The organism is Streptomyces sp. NPDC093600 (assembly GCF_044764755.1).
Classification (GTDB): Bacteria; Actinomycetota; Actinomycetes; order Streptomycetales; family Streptomycetaceae; genus Streptomyces.
In genome coordinates this window covers 88,995-109,551 of sequence record NZ_JBIWIU010000008.1, presented here as the reverse complement: position 1 = coordinate 109,551, position 20,557 = coordinate 88,995, and the positions used below count along the sequence as shown (strand labels likewise).

Annotated in this window: 20 protein-coding genes; 9 read left to right on the top strand and 11 right to left on the bottom strand. The window is 71.7% G+C overall.

Translation table 11 applies throughout. From position 1 onward, the window contains the following. Positions 1 to 81: 81 nt before the first annotated feature. Entirely contained in the window at positions 82 to 912 is an 831-nt protein-coding gene (locus ACIRB4_RS20650) for an LLM class F420-dependent oxidoreductase (protein WP_403293160.1), read from the bottom strand. 92 nt (positions 913 to 1,004) lie between these two features. Beyond that, a complete protein-coding gene (locus tag ACIRB4_RS20645; protein ID WP_403293158.1) occupies positions 1,005 to 1,538 on the bottom strand; it encodes a GNAT family N-acetyltransferase in 534 nt (177 codons plus the stop codon). 142 nt (positions 1,539 to 1,680) lie between these two features. Between ACIRB4_RS20645 and ACIRB4_RS20640 the strand changes: the two genes are divergently transcribed. Continuing rightward, positions 1,681 to 2,433, top strand: coding sequence for a GNAT family N-acetyltransferase (locus tag ACIRB4_RS20640; RefSeq protein WP_403293156.1), 753 nt, complete (start codon positions 1,681 to 1,683; stop codon positions 2,431 to 2,433). A gap of 119 nt (positions 2,434 to 2,552) precedes the next feature. Then, complete coding sequence (locus tag ACIRB4_RS20635; protein ID WP_403293155.1) at positions 2,553 to 3,023, top strand: carboxymuconolactone decarboxylase family protein; 471 nt, start codon at positions 2,553 to 2,555, stop codon at positions 3,021 to 3,023. A 91-nt stretch (positions 3,024 to 3,114) separates the two neighbouring features. On the opposite strand, the gene ACIRB4_RS20630 is transcribed toward ACIRB4_RS20635, so the two are convergent. The 6 genes from ACIRB4_RS20630 to ACIRB4_RS20605 all read right to left on the bottom strand — a co-directional run bounded on the left by ACIRB4_RS20630 (position 3,115) and on the right by ACIRB4_RS20605 (position 11,198). Beyond that, positions 3,115 to 4,680 carry an APC family permease gene (locus tag ACIRB4_RS20630; protein ID WP_403293153.1) on the bottom strand — a complete coding sequence of 522 codons (1,566 nt, stop codon included), beginning with the start codon at positions 4,678 to 4,680 and terminating at the stop codon, positions 3,115 to 3,117. A gap of 280 nt (positions 4,681 to 4,960) precedes the next feature. Then, positions 4,961 to 6,415, bottom strand: coding sequence for an aldehyde dehydrogenase family protein (locus tag ACIRB4_RS20625; protein ID WP_403293152.1), 1,455 nt, complete (start codon positions 6,413 to 6,415; stop codon positions 4,961 to 4,963). Beyond that, positions 6,412 to 8,139, bottom strand: a complete 1,728-nt coding sequence (locus ACIRB4_RS20620) for an amidohydrolase family protein (RefSeq protein ID WP_403293150.1) — start codon at positions 8,137 to 8,139, stop codon at positions 6,412 to 6,414. Before ACIRB4_RS20620 ends, ACIRB4_RS20625 begins: the two co-directional genes overlap by 4 nt. A 142-nt stretch (positions 8,140 to 8,281) precedes the next feature. Then, complete coding sequence (locus ACIRB4_RS20615) at positions 8,282 to 9,406, bottom strand: LLM class flavin-dependent oxidoreductase (protein ID WP_403293148.1); 1,125 nt, start codon at positions 9,404 to 9,406, stop codon at positions 8,282 to 8,284. Between the two features lie 98 nt (positions 9,407 to 9,504). Continuing rightward, the gene (locus tag ACIRB4_RS20610) at positions 9,505 to 10,266 is read right to left on the bottom strand and encodes an SDR family NAD(P)-dependent oxidoreductase (RefSeq protein ID WP_403293146.1); all 762 of its coding nucleotides are present in this window, start codon (positions 10,264 to 10,266) and stop codon (positions 9,505 to 9,507) included. A gap of 14 nt (positions 10,267 to 10,280) precedes the next feature. Next, positions 10,281 to 11,198: a TIGR03619 family F420-dependent LLM class oxidoreductase gene (locus ACIRB4_RS20605; protein ID WP_403293500.1), complete on the bottom strand. Its 918-nt coding sequence runs from the start codon at positions 11,196 to 11,198 to the stop codon at positions 10,281 to 10,283. A gap of 157 nt (positions 11,199 to 11,355) precedes the next feature. Between ACIRB4_RS20605 and ACIRB4_RS20600 the strand changes: the two genes are divergently transcribed. Both ACIRB4_RS20600 and ACIRB4_RS20595 read left to right on the top strand, forming a co-directional pair. Continuing rightward, complete coding sequence (locus ACIRB4_RS20600) at positions 11,356 to 11,577, top strand: type II toxin-antitoxin system VapB family antitoxin (protein WP_403293144.1); 222 nt, start codon at positions 11,356 to 11,358, stop codon at positions 11,575 to 11,577. Beyond that, positions 11,574 to 11,984: a PIN domain-containing protein gene (locus tag ACIRB4_RS20595; RefSeq protein ID WP_403293142.1), complete on the top strand. Its 411-nt coding sequence runs from the start codon at positions 11,574 to 11,576 to the stop codon at positions 11,982 to 11,984. Before ACIRB4_RS20600 ends, ACIRB4_RS20595 begins: the two co-directional genes overlap by 4 nt. A gap of 4 nt (positions 11,985 to 11,988) precedes the next feature. Here the strand turns inward: ACIRB4_RS20595 and ACIRB4_RS20590 are convergent, their stop codons facing one another. Next, complete coding sequence (locus tag ACIRB4_RS20590; protein ID WP_403293140.1) at positions 11,989 to 13,206, bottom strand: amidohydrolase family protein; 1,218 nt, start codon at positions 13,204 to 13,206, stop codon at positions 11,989 to 11,991. A gap of 154 nt (positions 13,207 to 13,360) precedes the next feature. Here ACIRB4_RS20590 and ACIRB4_RS20585 point away from each other — a divergent pair, with 154 nt between their 5' ends. After that, the gene (locus ACIRB4_RS20585) at positions 13,361 to 16,321 is read left to right on the top strand and encodes a BTAD domain-containing putative transcriptional regulator (protein WP_403293138.1); all 2,961 of its coding nucleotides are present in this window, start codon (positions 13,361 to 13,363) and stop codon (positions 16,319 to 16,321) included. 241 nt (positions 16,322 to 16,562) lie between these two features. After that, entirely contained in the window at positions 16,563 to 16,784 is a 222-nt protein-coding gene (locus tag ACIRB4_RS20580; protein WP_403293136.1) for a hypothetical protein, read from the top strand. Positions 16,785 to 16,997: 213 nt separating this feature from the next. Here the strand turns inward: ACIRB4_RS20580 and ACIRB4_RS20575 are convergent, their stop codons facing one another. Further along, complete coding sequence (locus tag ACIRB4_RS20575; RefSeq protein WP_403293135.1) at positions 16,998 to 17,756, bottom strand: GntR family transcriptional regulator; 759 nt, start codon at positions 17,754 to 17,756, stop codon at positions 16,998 to 17,000. A gap of 247 nt (positions 17,757 to 18,003) precedes the next feature. On the opposite strand from ACIRB4_RS20575, the gene ACIRB4_RS20570 reads away from it, so the two are divergent. Genes ACIRB4_RS20570 through ACIRB4_RS20560 form a run of 3 tightly spaced genes read left to right on the top strand, consistent with a single transcriptional unit; the run spans position 18,004 to position 18,852 of the window. Further along, positions 18,004 to 18,252 (top strand): hypothetical protein, encoded by a 249-nt coding sequence (locus ACIRB4_RS20570; RefSeq protein WP_403293133.1) that lies wholly within the window; start codon positions 18,004 to 18,006, stop codon positions 18,250 to 18,252. 1 nt (position 18,253) lies between these two features. After that, the gene (locus ACIRB4_RS20565) at positions 18,254 to 18,565 is read left to right on the top strand and encodes a hypothetical protein (RefSeq protein ID WP_403293132.1); all 312 of its coding nucleotides are present in this window, start codon (positions 18,254 to 18,256) and stop codon (positions 18,563 to 18,565) included. Next, on the top strand, positions 18,562 to 18,852 hold the full coding sequence (locus tag ACIRB4_RS20560) for a hypothetical protein (protein ID WP_403293130.1): 291 nt from the start codon (positions 18,562 to 18,564) through the stop codon (positions 18,850 to 18,852). Before ACIRB4_RS20565 ends, ACIRB4_RS20560 begins: the two co-directional genes overlap by 4 nt. An 84-nt stretch (positions 18,853 to 18,936) precedes the next feature. On the opposite strand, the gene ACIRB4_RS20555 is transcribed toward ACIRB4_RS20560, so the two are convergent. Continuing rightward, complete coding sequence (locus ACIRB4_RS20555; protein WP_403293129.1) at positions 18,937 to 20,493, bottom strand: FadD3 family acyl-CoA ligase; 1,557 nt, start codon at positions 20,491 to 20,493, stop codon at positions 18,937 to 18,939. Between the last annotated feature and the right edge of the window lie 64 nt (positions 20,494 to 20,557).

Below are 20,557 nucleotides of genomic sequence, written 5' to 3'. Positions count from 1 at the left end.
ATAAGAGTGGCCTCCGACGGCGGAACCCTCACCCGCGACCGGGGGCTCGGTGCTGGCCCGAGCATTCCGGGCGAGTCGATGTCAGAGGTACTGCGCGAAGTCGTCCAGGACCCCGAGAACCTTTCCCTCCTCCCCCGGCGGCAGCTGGAGCACCACCTCCTCGCAGCCCAGCTCCGCGTAGTGCGCCAGCTTCCCCGGGTTCGGCCGGACCGCGTACGGCACCACCTGGAGCGCCTCCGGGTCCCGGCCCGCCTTCTGCCAGGTTTCGCGCAGGAGCGGAACGGACTCCGACAGGCCGCGGCCGCCGATCGGCATCCAGCCGTCCGCGTACGCGGCGATCTGCGCGAAGAGCTTCGGTCCCGCCGCGCCGCCGAGGAGGGTGCGCGGGGCGCCGCCCGCCGGCTTGGGGTAGGCGTAGGAGGCGCGTACCGACAGCCCGAAGGCGCCCTCGTACGCCGTCGGCTCCGGCGCCCACAGCGCCCGCATCAGCCGCATGCGCTCCTGGGTGAGTTCGCGCCGCGTCGCCCACTCCACGCCGTGGTCGGCGGCCTCCTCCCGGTTCCAGCCGAAGCCGACGCCGAGGGTGAAGCGGCCGCCCGACAGATGGTCGAGCGTCGCGATCTGCTTGGCGAGTGCGATCGGGTCGTGCTGGGTGATCAACGTGATGCCCGTGCCCAGCCCGAGCCGCTCCGTGACGGCGGCGGCCTGGCCGAGGGCGACGAAGGGGTCGAGAGTACGGCCGTACTCCCGGGGCAGTTCGCCGCCCGCCGGGTACGGAGTCGTCCGCTCGACGGGGATGTGGGTGTGCTCGGGGAGGTAGAGCCCGGCGAAGCCGCGCCGCTCCAGCTCGCGCGCGAGCCGCACCGGGGAGATGGTCTCGTCGGTCAGGAAGATCGTGGTCGAGATCCGCATGCGGCCAAGGTAGGGCGCACGGAGCGGATTCACGAGAGCCGTTCCTCGCGGGGGACGCCTGCCGCCGCCGGGGAGTACGGAGGCCGCCGGGCTCAGCCCTGGTACTCGGTGAGGTCGATGGCGTACACGCGCAGCGGGACCCCGAAGACCGGGTGGTTGACGTCGCGCTCCGGGGTCATGCCGAGCTTGCGCATGATGTTCTCGGAGGCCGTGTTGCTGATGTGGGCGATGCCGACCACCCGGTCGAGGCCGCGGTCCTGGAGGGCGAACTCCAGCGCCGCGTGGGCGGCCTCGGAGGCGTACCCCTGCCCCCAGAACGGCCGTCCGAGCCGCCAGCCGATCTCGACGGCCGGGAGCACCTCGGGAAGGAACTCCGGCACGGACAGGCCCGCGAAGCCGATCAGCTCGCCGGAGGCGATGAGCTCGACGGCGAAGAGCCCGAAGCCCTCCTCGTCCCACTCCTCCTCCCACCGCTCGATGTCCTCGGCGGTCTCCTCCAGATCCCGGACGGAGCCGTCCCCGATCCAGCGCATGACCTCCGGATCCGCGTTGATCTCGGCCATCGGGACGAGGTCGTCGTCGGTCCAGCGGCGGAGGATGAGGCGGGGCGTACGGATCTCGGTCATGGGGCCCATCCTGCCGGAACCGGGCGGGCCGGGCCGCGTCAGGGGCGGCCTGGGTGTCCGGGGGCCGGTTCCCCGAGGGCAGGCGGCGGCGCTCCCGTGCCTGTGGAAATCCGCGGGCGCTCCGGCCCGGGCGGGTGTTTGGATGATCTCCATGCTGACGCGACTCGAGAGTTATTACGACGCCGTCCCGCGCTCCGCCGCCCGCGCCGAGGAGTTCGGGCCGCTGACCCTCTTCGTCCGGGAGGGGGAGGGCTGGCCGTACTACGCCCGGCCCGCGCTGGGGTACGGCGGGGAGGTGACGGTCGCCGACGTGGAACGGGTTCGGGCGCGGCAGCGGGAGCTGGGGGTGCCCGAGGCGTTCGAGTGGGTGGCGGAGACGACGCCGGGGCTGCGGGCCGCCGTCGAGGCGAGCGGGCTCCTGGTGCGCGAGCACCCGTTGATGGTGCTGGACGGCGAGGGTGCGGCGGCCGCGCCCGAAGGGGTCACCGTACGGATGGTCGGTGCCGACGATCCGGTGCTGCCGAGCGCGGCCGCCGCGCCGTACGCGGCCTTCGGCGTCGCGCCGCCGCCGGGCGCGGCCGCCCAGGTCGCCGCCCGGATCGCGGCGGGGCTCACGCACCTCGCCGCCGCTCTGGACGCGGACGGCACGGCGCTGTGCGCGGGTCAGCACCAGCCGGTCGGCGGGGTCTCGGAGGTCGTCGGCGTCGGCACGCTTCCGGCCGCGCGCCGCCGCGGTCTGGGCCTGGCGGTGACCGCCGCCCTGGTCGCGGACGCCCGGGCGCGGGGTGTGGAGACGGTCTTCCTGACGGCCACGGACGGTGACGTGGCCCGTCTGTACGGCCGGCTGGGCTTCCGTACGGCGGGGACGGCCCTGATCGCCGAACCCGCCTCCTGACCGGGCTGCCGAGAAGTCGGCGGAAATTTCCTCCGGACGTGTCACATCGGTGTGCCGCGCTCCGTCAATGCGGTGAGGCCGACGGAAACGGCCGCACCGACCGCTGAGGAGCGACCACCATGCAGCACGAACTCAAGGCACGGCTCACCAACCCCGCCGCTCTCCTGCCGGGGGCCCTGCCGGCCATCCAGGACCTGCTCAAGGTGACCCGTGAGGGAGGAGTCCCGGAGTCCACCCTGGAGCTGGTGCACCTGCGGGCCAGCCAGATCAACGGCTGCGGCTTCTGCGTCGACTTCGGGGTCAAGAGCGCGAGGAAGGCGGGCGTGAGCGACGCGCAGCTGTTCACGGTCGCCGCCTGGCGCGAGGCGCCGTACTTCTCCGCCGAGGAGCGGGCCGCCCTGGCGCTGGCGGAGGCGGCGACCCGGATCGCGGACACCTCGGACGCCGTGCCGGACCCGGTCTGGGACGAGGCCGCCGCGCACTACGACGAGAAGCAGCTCGCCGCGATCGTGCTGATGGTCGGGATCACCAACCTCTTCAACCGGGTCAACGTCACCACGCGCCAGCCCGCCGGCACCGTCACCTGGTAGCCCCGGCACCCCCTGGACGCACGAGAAGGTGGCGGGACCCCGTCCGGTCCCGCCACCTTCGTACAGGTGACTCAGATGTGATGGGTGCCGGTCAGTCGGCGACCACCAGCGAAGGCGTCTCCTTCGTCAGCACCTCGCCGCGGAAGAACGCCGGGCTCCTGCGCTGCATCACCAGCATGATCACCGCGCCGAGCAGCAGCAGTCCGACGCCGATGACGAAGACGGAGCCCATGCCGAGGACCGAGGAGCCGCTGCCGTAGGCCGGGTCCCACATGTCGTACAGCGTCTTGCCGAAGACGGCGGTCAGCATCAGGCCGCCGACGCCGGGGAAGACGCCCTTGACCATCAGGTTGGCGAACGAGCCGGTCAGCTCCTTGCGGAAGAACCAGACGCAGGCGAAGGCCGTGATCGAGTAGTAGAAGCAGATCATCAGGCCGAGGGCGTAGATCGTGTCGACCAGGACGTTCTCGCTGACCAGGCTCATCACCGCGTAGAAGACGCCCGTGGCGACACCCGCCCAGACGGTGGCGCGGCCCGGCGTCTTGAAGCGCGGGTTCACCCGGGCGAAGGCGGCGGGCAGCGCCTCGTACGTGCTCATGGCGAGCGCGGTACGGGCGACCGGGATGAAGGTGGTCTGGAGGCTGGCGGCTGCCGAGGCGAGGACGGCGACGAAGAGCAGGACGCCGAGGCCGGAGCCCATGATCGGGCCGGCGAGGACGGCGAAGACGTTGTCGGAGGTGTCCGGGTTGCCGAGTCCGGTGCCCTTCTCACCGATGCCCGCGTACATCTGCACGGCGATGGCGACCAGCAGGTAGGAGGCGACGATGACGACCATGGCGAGGAGCGCGGAGCGGCCGGGGGTGCGGGCGCTGCCGGTGCTCTCCTCGTTGATGGACAGGCAGGCGTCCCAGCCCCAGTAGATGAAGATCGACAGGGAGAGGCCGGCGGTGAAGGCCGAGAAGGACTCGACGCCGAAGGGGTTCAGCCAGGTGAGGGAGAAGTCGAGCGACCCGGCGACCTGGTCCGCCTTGCTGATCGCCATGAAGGCGAAGATCACGATGACGGTGAGCTGCAGGCCGACGAGGGCGTACTGGACCCACTTGGTGGCGGTGATGCCGCGGTAGCTGATCGCCGTGGCGATGCCGATGAAGACCAGCGTGGTGAGGATGTGGACGGCCTTGTTGCCGTCGAGGGCGGCGACGCTCTCGCTGCCGGTGACCTCGCCCGCGGTGAGCCAGAAGAAGGAGGTGGCGACGCCTGCGAGGTTGGACAGGACGACGATGGTGGCGACCAGCAGGCCCCAGCCGCACATCCAGCCGACCTTGGGACCGAAGGCCTTCACGGACCAGGTGAAGGAGGTGCCGCAGTCGGGGAGGGCCCGGTTCAGCTCGCGGTAGGCGAAGGCCACCAGGAGCATCGGGAGGAAGCCCGCGAGGAAGATCGCGGGCATCTGGAGTCCGACCTCGCCGACCGTGGGGCCGAGCGTGGAGGTCAGACAGTAGACGGGGGCGACGGTCGAGATGCCGATGACGGCGCCGCCCATCAGCCCGACGGAGTTCCCGCCGAGGCCCTTCGTGCGCACGCCGTGGGTGTCGCCGGGGGCGTCGACGCCCCTTACCGTGTCTCCGGCCATGGGCCGTGCATCCACCTGAGTCATGAACAGGACGTTAAGTGCTGCGGTTTCCACATCCGGAAGATCGAAATCCACTCAGCCCATCGATCTTTACCTTGCATTGCGTGGCACAAACCGGACAGCCACCAATGATTGAAAGATCGACCATTCGCCGCACCGACCGATTGGTTGGCGCTCCGGCGGATGTCCGATATGCGGGAACCGCAGCCGAGCCCGAAATGTCCGAATCCAAAATTTCCCGTGCTTGTTTTTCGGCCATCTCCCGGAGGACACCCGGAGGTCTCCCGAAGGGCCCGTCCGGTGATCAACCGGGCCAGACCACCGCCTGCGTCTCACTGTAGGCGTGCAGGGCGTACGAGCCGACGTCCCGCCCCACACCGCTCTTCTTGAACCCACCGAACGGCGCCTCCATGTTCCGCCCGACGGTGTTCACCCCGACCCCCCCGGCCCGCAGCCGCGCCGCGACCCGGAAGGCCCGGGCCACGTCCCCCGACCACACGTAGTCCAGGAGTCCGTAGTCGCTGTCGTTCGCCAGCGCGATCCCCTCCTCCTCGTCGTCGAAGGGGACGACCACGACGACCGGGCCGAAGATCTCCTCCCGTACGACCCGCATGTCGTTGGTGCACTCGGTGAGGAGCGTGGGGGCGACGTAGAAGCCCTTCGCGAGGTCCGGGCGCGCGCCGCCCGCCACCACCCGGGCGCCCTCCTTCCGCCCCAGCTCGACATACGCCTCCACCCGGTCGCGGTGGGCCGCCGAGATCACTGGGCCGACCACCGTGCCCGGCGCCGCCGGATCGCCGACCTTCATGTACGCGAGGTAGCCGGTGAGCTTCTCGATCAGCCGCCGGTGGATCCCGCGCTGCGCGAGCACCCGCGTGGGGGCCGTACAGATCTGACCGCTGTAGAAGGCGAAGGTGGTGCCGATCCCCGCCACCGCGGAGTCCAGGTCGGCGTCGTCGAAGACCAGCGCCGCGCCCTTCCCGCCCAGCTCCATCAGCTGCCGCTTCAGCTCGCGGCCGCAGACCGCGCCGATCGTCTGCCCGACGGCGGTCGAGCCGGTGAAGGAGACCATGTCGACGTCCGGCGAGTCGACGGCCGCCTCGCCGACGGCGGTGCTCGCGCCGGTGACGACGTTGACGACCCCGGCCGGGACCCCCGCCTCCGCCAGCGCCCGCGTCATCGCGTACACCGAGAGCGGGTCCTGCGGCGCGGGCTTCACCACGACCGTGTTCCCCATGGCGAGCGCCGGAGCGATCTTGCCCGCCGGATTGGCCCAGGGGTTGTTGTACGAGGTGATGCAGGTGACCACACCGACCGGGCGGCGCACGGCGACCGCGCCGAGGACGCCGGCCTTCCCCATCGGGCCCGCCTCGTTGATCTGCGGGGGCAGCGCCCGCTCGACCGGCTCCAGGGTGCCGCGCGCGTACCGCCGGAAGCGGGCGGCGCCGACGGCGACCTGCATCCCGCGCGCGGTGGCGGTCGTGGCCCCGGTCTCGGCCCGGGCGAGGGCCGCGTTCTCCTCGGCGTCGCGGGCCATCAGCTCCGCGGCCCGGTGGAGGATCGCCGCCCGCTCCTCCGGCCGCGTACGGGACCAGGTGGCGAAGGCGGCACGGGCCGCGGCGGCCGCCTCGTACACCTGGGCGCGGGAGGCCTCCGGCGCGAGGCCGACGACCTCCTCGGTGGCCGGGTTCACCACCTCGTAGTGCCCGCCGTCGGGCTCGACCCACTCCCCGCCGATGAACAGCCGCTCGGTCCTCACCGGGTGCTCACCGTCCTGGTGTCGCGCCCCGAGCGCAGCACCCGGCCCGGGATCGCGCCGGTCACCCGGTCGTCGCGGATCGTCTCCACGCCGTTGACGCGGACGGAGACGACGCCGATCGCGCGCGAGTCGAGCCGGGGGCTGTCCCCCGGCAGATCATGCACCAGGGTCGCCGGTCCCGCGTCGATCCGCCCGGGGTCGAAGAGGACCAGATCGGCGTGGAAGCCCTCCGCTATCCGCCCGCGCTCCCGGAGCCCGAAGAGCCGGGCCGGGTCGTCGGTGAGCATCCGCACCGCCTGTTCGAGGGGGACGAGCTTCCGGCCGCGCAGGCAGTCGCCGAGGAAGCGGGTGGTGTACGGCGCGCCGCACATGCGGTCCAGGTGCGCGCCGGCGTCGGAGCCGCCCAGCAGCACGTCCTCGTGCTCCCAGGTCTCGCGGCGCAGCGCCCAGGAGGCCGGGTCGTTGTCGGTGGGCATGGGCCACAGGACGGTCCGCAGATCGTCGTTGGCGCAGATCTCGACGAGGCACTGGAAGGGGTCCTGGCCGCGCTGGGCGGCGATGTCGCGGACGACCCGTCCGGTGAGCCCCCGGTTCTCCTCGGAGTACGTGTCGCCGATGACGTACCGGCCGAAGTCGGCCAGGCGCCGGAAGACGCCGGCCTCCTTGGAGTCGGCCCGGCGCAGCATCCCGGCCCGTACGTCCGGGTCGCGCAGCCGCGCGATCCGTTCGGGGACGGGCAGGGAGAGGACCTCTCCCCAGCCGGGGATGAGGTTGAGGGCGCAGAAGGTGCCGAGCGACATGTTCATCGGGGTCAGGATCGGCATGGTGAGGGCGACGATCCGGCCACCGGACTCGCGGGCGCGCGCGGAGGCGGCGAGCTGGCGCGGGACGCGTTCGGGGACGGTGGCGTCGATGGTGAGGACGTTCCAGTTGAGGGGCCGGCCGGCGGCGGCCGTCATCGCGACGAAGAGGTCGATCTCGGCGTCGGAGAACTGGTCGAGGCAGCCGGCGAGGATCGCCTCCAGCTGGGTGCCCTCGTGTGCGCCGACGGCCCGGGAGAGCGCGATCAGCTCGTGCGGGGTGGCGTGCCGGGAGGCGACGGGGGCGCCGTCGCCGTCGGAGTGGGTGGAGGACTGGGTGGTGGACAGGCCCCAGGCGCCGGCGTCCATCGCGTCGTGGAGCAGGCCGACCATCCGGCCCAGCTGCTCGGGGGTGGGCTGTCCGCCGACCGCCTCGGCCCCCATCACATGGCGGCGCAGGGCGCAGTGCCCCACCATGAAGCCGGCGTTGACGGCGATCCGCCCCTCCAGGGCGTCGAGGTACTCGCCGAAGGACGACCAGCTCCAGTCGACGCCCTCCTCCAGGGCCTTGAGGGACATGCCCTCCACCTTGGACATCATGCGGCGGGTGTAGTCGGCGTCCTCGGGCCGGCCGGGGTGGAGCGGCGCGAGGGTGAAGCCGCAGTTGCCGCCGGCGACGGTGGTGACGCCGTGGTTCATGGAGGGGGTGGCGAAGGGGTCCCAGAAGAGCTGGGCGTCGTAGTGGGTGTGGGGGTCGACGAATCCGGGGCTGAGGACGAGACCGGCGGCGTCCTCGCTCGTCCTGGCGGCCGCGCCGGGCTCGGGGAGGACGATCCGCCCGTCGCGTATCCCCACGTCGGCGGTGCGGGCGGGGGCGCCGGTGCCGTCCACGACGGTGGCGCCCTTGATCAGGTGATCCAGCATGACGGTCCTTTCTGCGCGCGGGCATGCCCCGGCCGGGGGCCGCGCGGGCATGCCCCGGCCGAGGGCGCGGTAGCCGGCCGCGGCTACGGCGTCCCCGGCCGGGGCCGGTGCGGGGCGGCGGTCCGGGAAGACGCCGCCCCTGTCAGGAGCCCGCCGCCTGGCGGAAGCGGGTGGTGCGGTGGACCGGGTCCGTGTCGATCTTCGGGATCACGTGCTCACCGATCAGCTTGATCGTGTTCATCGTGTCCTCGTACGAGACGCCGATCGGCAGCCCGAACGAGAGCTGGTCCGCCCCCGCCTGCTCCCAGCGCTTGCACTGCGCGAGGACCTCGGCCGGGTCGCCGCAGATCATCAGCTCCTCCTGGATGAGCAGCTCGATGATCTCGGCGCTGTACTCGGGGAGCAGCTCGGGCCACTCCGGGACGCCCTCGGGCCGGGGGAAGGTGTCGTGGTAGCGGAAGAGCAGCGACTGCAGGTAGTTGAGCCCGCCCCCGGCCGCGATCTCGACCGCCTTCTCGTGGGTCTCCGCGCAGATCGCGGTCGAGGTCACCATGACGTTGTCGTTGACGAAGTCCCCGACCGCCTTCGCCTCCTTGACCGCCGTCTTGTACGACTCGACGACCCACTCCATGTCGGAGACCTTCTGCACGCTGAAGCCGAGGACGCCCAGGCCCTTCCTGCCCGCCATGGCGTACGAGGACGGGGACCCGGCGGCGTACCACATCGCCGGGTGGGACTTGCCGTACGGCTTGGGCAGGACCTTGCGCGGCGGCAGCGACCAGTGCTTGCCCTGGAAGCCGGGGTACTCGTCCTGGAGCCACATCCTGGGGAACTCGGCGATCGTCTCCTCCCAGATCTCCTTGGTGTGGTTCATGTCGGTGATGCCCGGCATGAACCCGAGGATCTCGTGGGAGCCGGCCCCGCGCCCCGAGCCGAACTCGAAGCGTCCGCCGGAGAGGTGGTCGAGCATGGCGACCTTCTCGGCGACCTTGACCGGGTGGTTGACGGGGGCGAGCGGGTTGAAGATGCCGGAGCCGAGGTGGATGCGGTCGGTGGCGTGGGCGAGGTAGCCGAGGTAGACGTCGTTCGCCGAGAGGTGCGAGTACTCCTCCAGGAAGTGGTGCTCGGAGGCCCAGGCGTACTTGAACCCGGACCTGTCGGCCTGGATGACGTACTCGGTCTCCTCCATCAGCACCTTGTGCTCGGCCTCGGGATCGGTCTCGGCCCGCTTGCCGACGTATCCCTGTACGAAGATCCCGAATTCCAAGGGGGTTCACCGTCCTCGTCACTTCTGATGCTCCGTCAGATACTCGATGTGCCCGACTTTCGCACCGCCGCGCGGGGGCGTCAATAGCTGATGGAGCGTCAGAAGAGGCTGACTCCGGCCAGCCAGCCGCCGTCGATAACGAACGGCTGCCCGGTGATGTACGCGGAGTCGTCCCCGGTCAGGAAGAGCGCGAGCGCCGCCACCTCCTCGGGCCGCCCGATCCGGCCCAGCGGCACCAGCTTCCGGTACAGCTCGGCCGTGGCCGCCGGGTCGACGCCCTCCGGGTTGCTCATCGGGGTGTCGATCGCCCCCGGGCAGACCGCGTTGACGCGGATGCCCCTGGCCGCCAGCTCCAGGGCCGCGACCCGGGTGAGTCCGAGGACCGCGTGCTTGGTGGCGGCGTAGGCACCGACCCCCGCCATGCCCGTCAGGCCCGTGTACGAGGCCGTGTTGACGATCGTCCCGCCGCCCGCCGCCTCGATCTCCGGCGCGATCGTCCGTATGCCCAGGAAGCACCCGACCTGGTTGACCGAGACGATCGCCTGGAACTCGTCCAGCGGCGTGGAGACCAGCTCGTTGAAGCGGAGGATGCCGGCGTTGTTCACCAGCCCGTCGATCCGCCCGAACCGCTCCTGGGCGACGGCGACCGCGCCCGCCCAGTCCGCCTCCCTGGTCACGTCGAGGTGGACGTACGCCGCCCGCTCCTTCCCCAGCTCTGCGGCCAGCGCCTCGCCGGGATCGTCGCGTACGTCCCCGAGCACGACCCGGGCCCCCTCGGCGGCGAAGAGCCGCGCCTCCTGCTCGCCCTGACCGCGCGCCGCGCCCGTGATGACCACGACCCGCCCGTCCAGCTTGCCCATGTCCGTACTCCTCTCTAGAGGTGCGGAGCCACCTCGGCGGCGAAGGCCGCCATCTGGTCGGTGAGTTCGGTACGGCTCCGGGAGCGGAACCGGACCTGGATCTGGTGCACGCCCATCTCCTCGTAGGCACGCAGTGAGGCGGCGAGGGCCTGCGGCGCGCCGGTCAGCGTCCGCCGGCCGACCTCCCAGGCGGGGGTGCCGACGTAGAGCGGCTCGACGATCGCCCCGACGGTGAGCGGCTCCTCGATCCCCGCCCCGGCGCGCAGGTCCGTCAGCCGGGCGATCAAGGCGGGCAGCTTCTCGCGCGGATCACCCTGCGGCAGCCAGCCGTCGCCCCGCAGCGCCGCCCGGCGCACGGCGGCCGGCGAGGAGCCGCCGACCCACACCGGGACCCGCTCCTGGGCGGGCCGGGGCCGCTGCCCCAGCTCCTTGAACGCGAACCGCGCGCCGCTGAACTCGGGGTACTCCTCCGGTCCGAGCGCCGCCCGGAGCGCGTCGACCGTCTCGTCGAGGAGCGCACCGCGCCCGTCGAAGTCCGCACCGACCGCCTCGAACTCCTCCCGCACATGTCCGGCACCGACCCCGAGGACCAGCCGCCCGCCGGAGAGGTGGTCGAGGGTCGCGTACGCCTTGGCGCTCACCAGCGGGTGGCGCAGCCCGACCACGGCGACGTGGGAGAGCAGCCGGACCTGCTCGGTGGCGGCGGCGAGGAAGGAGAGGGTGGCGACCGGGTCGTACCAGACGGTGCTCATCGCCCCGGCGAGCCGGCGCGGGACGGCGACGTGGTCGCAGCAGGCGATGTAGTGGAACCCGGCGCGGTCGGCGGTGCGCGCGATCTCCAGCAGGTCGGCGGGCCCGGCGGCGGCCTCCCAGGGCTCGGCGTAGAGGGCGCTCTGCGACTGGACCGGGAGCTGTATGCCGTACACGACCATGGGAGACCTCACATCTGACGATCCATCAGGCAGCGTGAGGACCCATCGTCATCGCCGGCACCGCATCAGGCAAGGGCTTGGTCGACGTCGGCGGTCGCCCAGGAAATGTTGGTGGCGTATGATTCTTTGTACATAACCCACACGCAGGAGGCGCGGCATGGCTGTGACCCAGATCGACATAGACGATGACGCACTGCAGCGAGCCATGGCCCTGTCCAAGGCCCGGACCAAGAAGGAGGCGGTCAACCTGGCCCTCCGCTTCTATGCCGACCGGCAGGACCGGGCAGCGCGCATCAGCCGTCACTTCGAGCGTGCCCGCACGTGGGGAGCGATCGAGGACGCCGAGCGTCGGCATCAAGCCGAGAAGGACAGTCGGTGATCTATCTCCTCGACACGTCCGGTCTTGTCCGGCTGCTCAGTGACGCAAAGCTCCAGTCCGCGTGGTACGACGCCGTCGACGCCGAGGCGATCGCGTCCTGCTACCCCCAGCGCGCCGAGTTCCTCTACAGCGCTCGGAGCAGTCGCGAGTACGACGAGATCGCGGAGATGTTCAGCGATCTCTACCCCGACGTAGCGGTCCCGAAGAACGCGGGACGCTGGATCAGCTCCGTCCAGCACCGGATGGCGAGGGCCGGGGAACACAGGAGCGCCTCGGCCGTCGATCTGATCACCGCCGCCACAGCGGCCCATCACGGTCTGACCGTCCTTCACGACGACGTCGACTACCGCACCATCGCTCGGCACGCGGCCGACCTGAGCGAGCACAGCGTCCACGACGTCCGCTGATCGGTCAGGGCTGCCAGAGCCCCTCCGGCGTCAGGCCCAGCAGATCGATCGCGTTCCCCCGCACGATCCGCTCGACGACGTCCGGCGCCAGATGCCCCATCTGCGCCTCGCCGACCTCGCGGGACTTGGGCCAGGTGGAGTCCGAGTGCGGGTAGTCCGTCTCGTACAGGACGTTGCCCACCCCGATCGCGTCGAGGTTCCGCAGCCCGAAGGCGTCGTCGAAGAAGCAGCCGTACACATGCCCGGCGAACAGCTCCGACGGCGGGCGCAGCACCTTGTCGGCGACACCGCCCCAGCCGCGGTTCTCCTCCCACACCACGTCCGCGCGTTCCAGGATGTAGGGGATCCACCCGATCTGGCCCTCCGCGTACATCACCCTCAGGTTCGGGAAGCGCTCGAACTTGCCGCTCATCAGCCAGTCCACCATCGAGAAGCAGCAGTTGGCGAAGGTGATGGTGGAGCCGACGGCGGGCGGGGCGTCGGCGGAGGTCGACGGCATACGGCTGGAGGAGCCGATGTGCATGGCGATGACCGTGCCGGTCTCGTCACAGGCCCGCAGGAACGGGTCCCAGTGGTCGGTGTGCACCGACGGCAGGCCGAGGTGCGGCGGGATCTCGGAGAAGGCGACGGCGCGCACGCCCCGGGCGGCGTTGCGGCGGACCTCCGCGGCGGCGAGCTCGGCGTCCCAGAGGGGGATCAGCGTGAGGGGTATGAGCCGGCCGCGCGCCTCGGGGCCGCACCACTCCTCCACCATCCAGTCGTTGTAGGCCCGCACGCCGAGCAGACCGAGCTCGCGGTCGCCCGCCTCGGTGAAGGTCTGCCCGCAGAAGCGCGGGAAGGTGGGGAAGCAGAGCGCGGACTGGACGTGGTTCACGTCCATGTCGGCGAGCCGGTCGGGCACGGAGTAGGAGCCCGGGCGCATCTGCTCGTAGGTGATCACTTCGAGCCTGATCTCGTCGCGGTCGTAGCCGACGGCGGTGTCGAGCCGGGTCAGCGGACGGCGCAGATCCTCGTACACCCACCAGTCGCCGACCGGCCCGTCGTCGCCCCTGGCCCCCATGACCGGCGCGAATCTGCCACCGAGGAAGGTCATTTCCTTCAGCGGGGCGCGGACGATCCGCGGCCCGGTGTCGCGGTACCGGGACGGGAGCCGGTCCCGCCAGACGTGCGGGGGCTCCACGGTGTGGTCGTCCACCGAGATGATCTTCGGGAAGGTCTCCATGCGTTTCACGGTAGCGCTGAACTGACGGTCCGTCAGCTCTCGGGATACCCTGATCTGTGGCAGGACTTGTGCAGACAGTCACCCGATGCTGACGCGCCCCCTCCGGACAAGGCAGACTGTCTTGGGCGAAACCAGCGGTACGGCAGGGGGAGCTATGGACCGTGAGAACGGCCCGCGAGTTCCGGAGCAGCGGGCTCCGTCGACAGGTGGTCCCGACAGCGTCGGTCAGGACCTGCGCTTCGGCGTGCTCGGTCCGGTACGCGCCTGGCGGGCCGGAGAAGCCCTCCCCTCCGGCTCCCCGCAGCAGCGGGCGCTCCTCGCGGCGCTGCTGCTGCGCGACGGGCGCACGGCCACGGCCGCCGAGCTGATCGACGCCATCTGGGGCGACGAACCGCCCTCGCAGGCGCTGGCGGCGGTACGGACGTACGCCTCGCGGCTGCGCAAGATCCTGCCGCCCGGGGTCCTCGTCAGCGTGTCCGGCGGCTACGCCGTGCGCACCCACCACTCGGCCCTCGACCTGAACGTCGCCGCCGACCTGGCGGCCGAGGCGGAGAAGCTGCGGGCCGCCGGGGACCGCGGCGAGGCACGGGCCCGGATCAACAAGTCGCTCGGGCTGTGGGACGGCGAGGCGCTGGCCTCCGTACCGGGACCGTACGCCGAGACGCAGCGGGTCCGCCTGGAGGAGTGGCGCCTCCAACTGCTCGAAACCCGCCTGGACATGGACCTGGAGGCCGGCGCACACGCGGAGGCCGTCTCCGAGCTGACGGCGCTCACCGCCGCCCACCCGCTGCGGGAGCGGCTGCGCGAACTGCTGATGCTCGCCCTCTACCGCAGCGGGCGGCAGGCGGAGGCCCTGGCCGTGTACGCGGACACCCGCCGGCTCCTCGCCGACGAGCTGGGGGTCGACCCGTGCCCGGAGCTCGCCCGGCTCCAGCAGCGGATCCTCCGGGCGGACGCCGAACTGGCCCGCCCCGTCGAGGAACCCGCACCGGCCCTCGTCGTCTCCCGGCCCGCCCAGCTCCCCGCGACCGTCCCCGACTTCACCGGCCGCGCCGCCTTCGTACGGGAGCTGGGCGACCGGCTCGCGACCGCCGAGGGCTCCGTCATGGCGGTCTCGGCGCTCGCGGGCATCGGCGGTGTCGGCAAGACGACCCTGGCCGTGCACGTGGCGCACGAGGCCCGCCCGCACTTCCCGGACGGCCAGCTCTACGTCGACCTCCAGGGCGCGGGCGCGCGGGCCGCCGCCCCCGAGACGGTCCTCGGGTCGTTCCTGCGCGCCCTGGGCACCCCCGACTCCGCGATCCCCGACTCGCTGGACGACCGGGCGGCGCTGTACCGCTCGACGCTCGACGGCCGCAGGATCCTGGTGCTCCTCGACAACGCCCGGGACGCGGCCCAGATCCGTCCGCTGCTGCCGGGCACGGCGGGCTGCGCGGCACTGGTGACCAGCCGTATCCGGATGGTGGACCTGGCCGGGGCGCATCTGGTGGACCTGGACGTGATGTCCCCGGAGGAGGCGCTCCAGCTGTTCACCCGCATCGTCGGCGCGGAGCGGGTCTCGGCGGAGCGCGAGGCGGCCCTCGACGTGGTCGCCGCCTGCGGCTTCCTTCCCCTCGCGATCCGCATCGCGGCGTCCCGTCTGGCGGCCCGCCGCACCTGGACGGTCGCCGTCCTCGCGGCCAAGCTCGCCGACGAGCGCCGCCGTCTGGACGAGCTCCAGGCGGGCGACCTCGCGGTCAAGGCCACCTTCGAACTCGGCTACGGCCAGCTGGAACCGGCCCAGGCCCGCGCCTTCCGCCTCCTGGGCCTGGCCGACGGCCCCGACATCTCCCTCCCGGCGGCGGCGGCCGTCCTCGACCTTCCGGCCCAGGACACCGAGGACCTCCTGGAGGCCCTGGTGGACACCTCGCTCCTGGAGTCGGCCGCCCCCGGCCGCTACCGCTACCACGACCTGGTCCGGCTCTACGCGCGTGCGTGCGCGGAGCGGGACGAACAGCCCCCGGTCGAGCGGGAGCGGGCCCTGTCGCGCCTCCTCGACTTCTATCTGTCGACGGCCTCCCGGGTGTACGCCATCGAGCGGCCCGGCGACCGGCTGGTCGACCATCTGGAGCCGACGGAGTACGAGGGCCTGGCCTTCACCGACCGCCACGCGGCCCAGGACTGGCTGTACGCGGAGGCGAACTGCCTGCTGGGCTGCGTACGCCAGTCGGCGGGCGCGGGGACCCTGCGGCGGGCGGTCGACCTGCTGTGGGCGTCGCTGGACCTGGCGGAGTCGGGCGCGAACTCGAAGGAGTACGAGGCGGTGGCCGCGGGTCTGCGCGACGCGGCGGCCGCGGCGGGCGACACCCGGGCGGAGGGGCGGGCGGCCATCACGCTCGCGTACGTCCACCACGTCTCGGGCCGGTTCGACCAGGCCGACCAGGAGGCGCGGGAGGCGATGCGGCTCGCCGAGACCGTCGACGACCGGCTCCCGCAGTGCTGGGCGGCGAACACGCTGGGCGTGATGGCGGTCTACCGCAACCGCTACGCCGAGGGCGAGCAGTTCCTCAACCGCGCCATCGACGCCTTCCGCGAGTGCCAGGACGGGCCCGGCGAGGCGAGCGCCCTGTGCAACCTCTCCCGCATCCATCTCGTCACCGGACGGACGGCGAGCGCGGTCAGCCTGGCGCGGCAGGGCGCCGACATGTACGACCGGATGGGCCACGCCCTGAAGGGGGCGAACGGCCGCTACGCCATGGGCGTGGCCCTGACCCAGAGCGGTCAGCTCGGCGAGGCGTCCGAGAGCCTCGCCGCCGCCCTGGAGGTCTTCCGGGACAGCCGCCAGCGCCTCTGGGAGGGCATGACCCTCTTCCGGCTGGCGGAGGTCGAGGTGGCAGGCCGGCGGTTCGCCCAGGCGGCCTCGAACGCCGAGATGGCCCTGACCGTCCTGCGGGACGTGGGCGGCGACTGGCGACGCGGCAACGTGCTCACCGTCCTGGGCCGCGCGCTGCACGGCATAGGGCAGCTCGGCCGGGCCGAGGTCTGCTGGCGGGAGTCGTTGGCCATCCACGAGAGGCTGGGCTCCCCGGAGGCGGCGGAGGTCAGGTCGCTGCTGCAGCCGGCCGCCGCCGCCTGACCGTGTGCCCGACCGTGTGCCCGCGCCCCCGTACTGGGCGTTCATCGTTCGTTTATCGCGGCCCGGCATGCTCCTACTCATCGATCCGTCGCGTCGGGGGGCAGACGGGTCGCCGGTGAGGCCGTGGCCCCGACGCACTAGGGTGATCGGCCCTGCGCAGAGGCCCGTTCGGCAGTCCACGGGGGAGCAGCCGGACGGGTCTCGCCGACCCATCTGAATCGAAGCATCAACAGGAGTTGCGATGAGCGACGAGCAGATCGTCAAGCCGACGAACATCCACGTCACCGGCGGCGAGGCGACCGACATCGAGACGAAGAACATCCACGTCACGGGCGGTGAGGCCACCGACGCGATCGCCGACAAGATCGGCATCAAGAACATCCACGTGACGGGCGGCGGCGGCGAGGACGGCGGCACCGCGTCGACCGAGAACATCCACGTGACGACGGAGCCGGCCAAGTAGACCACTCCCCACGGGGCGCAGCCCCGGCGGCACCATCGGGGGAGTCGCCGGTGCTGTGGAAGTCCGGACCGCCGGAACGCGAACGCCCGGGGGACAGCCGACGGGTCTGGGGGGACCCGCCGGGCAGGGCGCGGCGCGAAAGCGACCGGACGCAAGAAGAAGGGGCCGGGCACCCGCCCGGCCCCTTCGCCGCGCGCGGGGCCTTGGTCCGCCTTACGAGGCGTCGAGGTCGATGACGAAGTCGACGACGGTCGTGTCACCCCGCCGCACGATGGGATGCGCGACCTCGACCACGCGCCCCGAATCCGCGATGTGCCGCCGTGTATAACGCAACACCGGCACACCGGAACCGATACGCAGCGCCGCCGCCTCGCCCTCGCTGGGCATGCCGCACGTGAACGACTCGGTGATGCGGGCGACCGTGATCCCGAGGCTGGCCAGCTGAGCCCGAGTTCCGCCCGGCCACGGCTCGTGGATGGGATCGGCGACCGGCGTTCCGGCGACGTCGCTCCACCGCACGTAACTGGTGCTCAGCTGCGTCGGCACGTCGTTGTCGTAGAAGACGAAGTGCCGCGCGAGGAGCCGTTCGCCCGCCTCACACTCGAACAACGCCGCCAGTTCCGTGTCCGCCTGGACCTTCTCGAAGCGCTTGTCGAGCCGGTACTCCGACCATCCGATGCCCTGATCCCGTGTGAACGGCGTGGACTTCGCTCCCGGAGCGGCTCGATAGCGATCCGCCGCCATCCGATGCACAGGCGGACGCGGGCGCACCCGGGTACCCGCTCGCGCGCGGCTTTCGATCACACCCTCGTTGCGCAGCAGCCCAAGCGCGTTGCGAACGGTGACCTCCGAGACGCCGTACTCCTCGCACAACGCGGGGAGGATCGGCAGCCGTTCACCAGGCCCGAACTCCCCAGAAGAGATACGACGCCGCAGGTCAGCGGCGATCCGCTGGTACTCGGGCTGTGCCACGCCACACCACCGTTCCGAACGAGCATCCCAATCTGCATACACATAATGTCCCGCCCGGCTTGACCGACGCCAACCGCGTCGGCATTCTGATTACAGATAACCGCTATCTGTAATCAGATAACGGCTGGGAGGTGCCATGCCCGCTTCGGGCTGTTCGTGGTCCAGATGCTTCGGGGCCGTGCCACAGGAGGCACGAAGCGTTCGGTGCTGGACGAGGAGCCACATACCGCAGGGCGACGCCCCGCTGGTGGCGCACGAGCTGTTCGTGGCGTGTCTCGGCACGCGACCGGCCTTCGTCGAGATGACGCTGTCGACGGCAGACCACCGCATCCGCATCACCGCCCGAGGCCCCGTCGAGCTTCCCGTCCGTTGCAGCCACGGCCCCGGGCTCGCCATCATCCGGGCCTTCAGCGCCACCAACGGCACGACCAGTGACGGCTGCGCGGTATGGGCGGAACTCGTCATCGGCAATTCGACTCCGGAAGAGGCCCGTTGAAATGCTTCCCACACTCGTCCGACTCGCGTCCCGAGTCCGCTCACTGGTGACGCCCACCGGTCGCCACCGTGCCGGCCTCACTCCCGTGCGCCCCGAACCGCCACCGCCACCGCCTCCCCCGACGCGCCCCGCCCCCAACGTCCGCGTCTGGCACGCCCCCATCGACGGCGCCGCCACCGCCCTCGTACGCCCCTATCTCCCCGCGTACGAGCGGGAGGAGGCTGTCCGGCAGCAGCGCCGGATCACTCTCCTCGCCGCCACGTACGGCATCGACCTCGACACCCGTGTCATCCACCCCTTGGAGACGGCATGAATCCGATCCGCTCCCCGCGTCTGCTCCCCTGGAGCGGTGCGGACGGCAAGCCCTGCTACCTGATCGGTGACGGCACGGGGCGTCTGTCCCGTCTGGCCGATCAGATCGAGACCGTTCAGCTCGGCCTCGCCCGCCAGATCCTGGAGCGGGCCCACGACACCCTGACCGGCGAGCGCCCGTCACCCGAGGAACTGCACGTCCTGGCCGGTCACCTCGTCGCCGCCCTGCGAGACGCCCTTCTCATCGCCGAGTGCCGCGACACCTCCGGCGTCGGCGAGACGCCATGAAGGCATGCGTCGGTGTACAGGGCCGCGCCCCGGGCCGCCACCTAAGCCGTCGCCCTCCTGCCCCCACCGGCCGGAGCCCCGCCCCTACCCGTCCCCCCTCGTCTGAGCCCGCAGGGCCCCCTTCACCACCTTGCCGCTCGCGTTCCTGGGCAGTTCCGGGACGAACTCGACCTCCCTCGGCACCTTGTAGTTCGCCATCTCACGCCGTGCCCAGGCGATCAGGTCGTCCGCCGTCACCCGCGCTCCCGGGCGGCGGACCGCGAACGCCTTGGCCACCTCGCCGAGGCGGGGGTCCGGGATGCCGATGACCGCCACGTCCGCGATGTCGGGGTGGAGGCCGAGGAGTCGCTCGATCTCCGCCGGGTAGGCGTTGAAGCCGCCGACGATGAACATGTCCTTGATCCGGTCGGTGATCCGCAGGTTGCCCGCCTCGTCCAGGACGCCCACGTCGCCGGTGTGGAGCCAGCCGTCCGGGTCGATGGCCCGGGCCGTCTCCTCGTCGTCCTCGAAGTAGCCGCGCATCACCTGGTGGCCGCGGACCAGGATCTCGCCCGACTCCGAGAGGCGGACCTCCGTGTCCGGGATCGGGCGGCCCGAGGTGGTCGCGATGACCTCGGCCGGGTCGCCGCGGCGGCACATGGTGACGATGCCGCTCGCCTCGGAGAGGCCGTACGCCGTCAGGACCGTGCCGACGCCCAGTTCGCCGCGGAGACGCTCGACCAGCCGGAGCGGGACCACCGCCGCGCCCGTCACCACGAGACGGAGCGCCGAGAGGTCGTACGAGCGGCGGGACGGGTGGTCCAGGAGCGACTGGAGCAGGGTGGGCGGGCCGGGGAGCACCGAGATCCGTTCGGCGGCGACGTTCGCGAGGACCGTGTCCACGTTGAAGACCGGCTGCGGGATCATGACCGCGCCCCGCATCAGGCAGGCGATGATCCCGGCCTTGTAGCCGAAGGTGTGGAAGAACGGGTTCACGATCAGATATCGGTCGCCCTCCCGCAGGCCGGCGAGGTCCGCCCAGACGCCGTAGCAGCGCAGGGTCTGCGCATGGGTGATCACCGCGCCCTTCGGGGCGCCCGTCGTCCCCGAGGTGAAGATGATGTCCGAGGCGGCCGAGGAGGCGATCGCGTCCGCCCGCCGCCGCACCTCGGACGACGGTACGCCGTCGCCCTCCGCCAGGAAGGACTTCCAGGTCAGATAGTCGTCCGGGGCGGTGTCGCCCAGGACCACCACCCTTTTCAGGTACGGGAGTTCCACGTCGGCCCGCCGCAGCGACGCGACGTAGGAGGTGCCCAGGAAGGTGCCGGTGACGAAGAGCAGCCTGGCCCGCGAGCGGGCGAGGACGTACGCCGCCTCGGTGCCCTTGAAGCGGGTGTTCAGCGGGACGAGCACAGCCCCCGCCGTCACCGCGCCGAGCGCCGAGACGATCCAGTCCAGGGTGTTCGGCGCCCAGACGGCGACCCGGTCGCCCGGCTCGACACCGGACGCCATGCAGGCCGCCGCCGCGCGTTCGACGCGGGCGCCCAACTCCTCGTACGAGACGCGGACACGGCCCTCGACGACCGCCTCCGCCGCGCCGTACCGATCGGCCGCCGAGCGCACCAGCCTCGGGATCGAGCCCCACTCCAGGTCGCCGCGCATCTCCCACCCTCCCGTGAGCTGACTATGCGTCAGATTAGCGGTAGCCTGACGCGCTGTCAGCAGC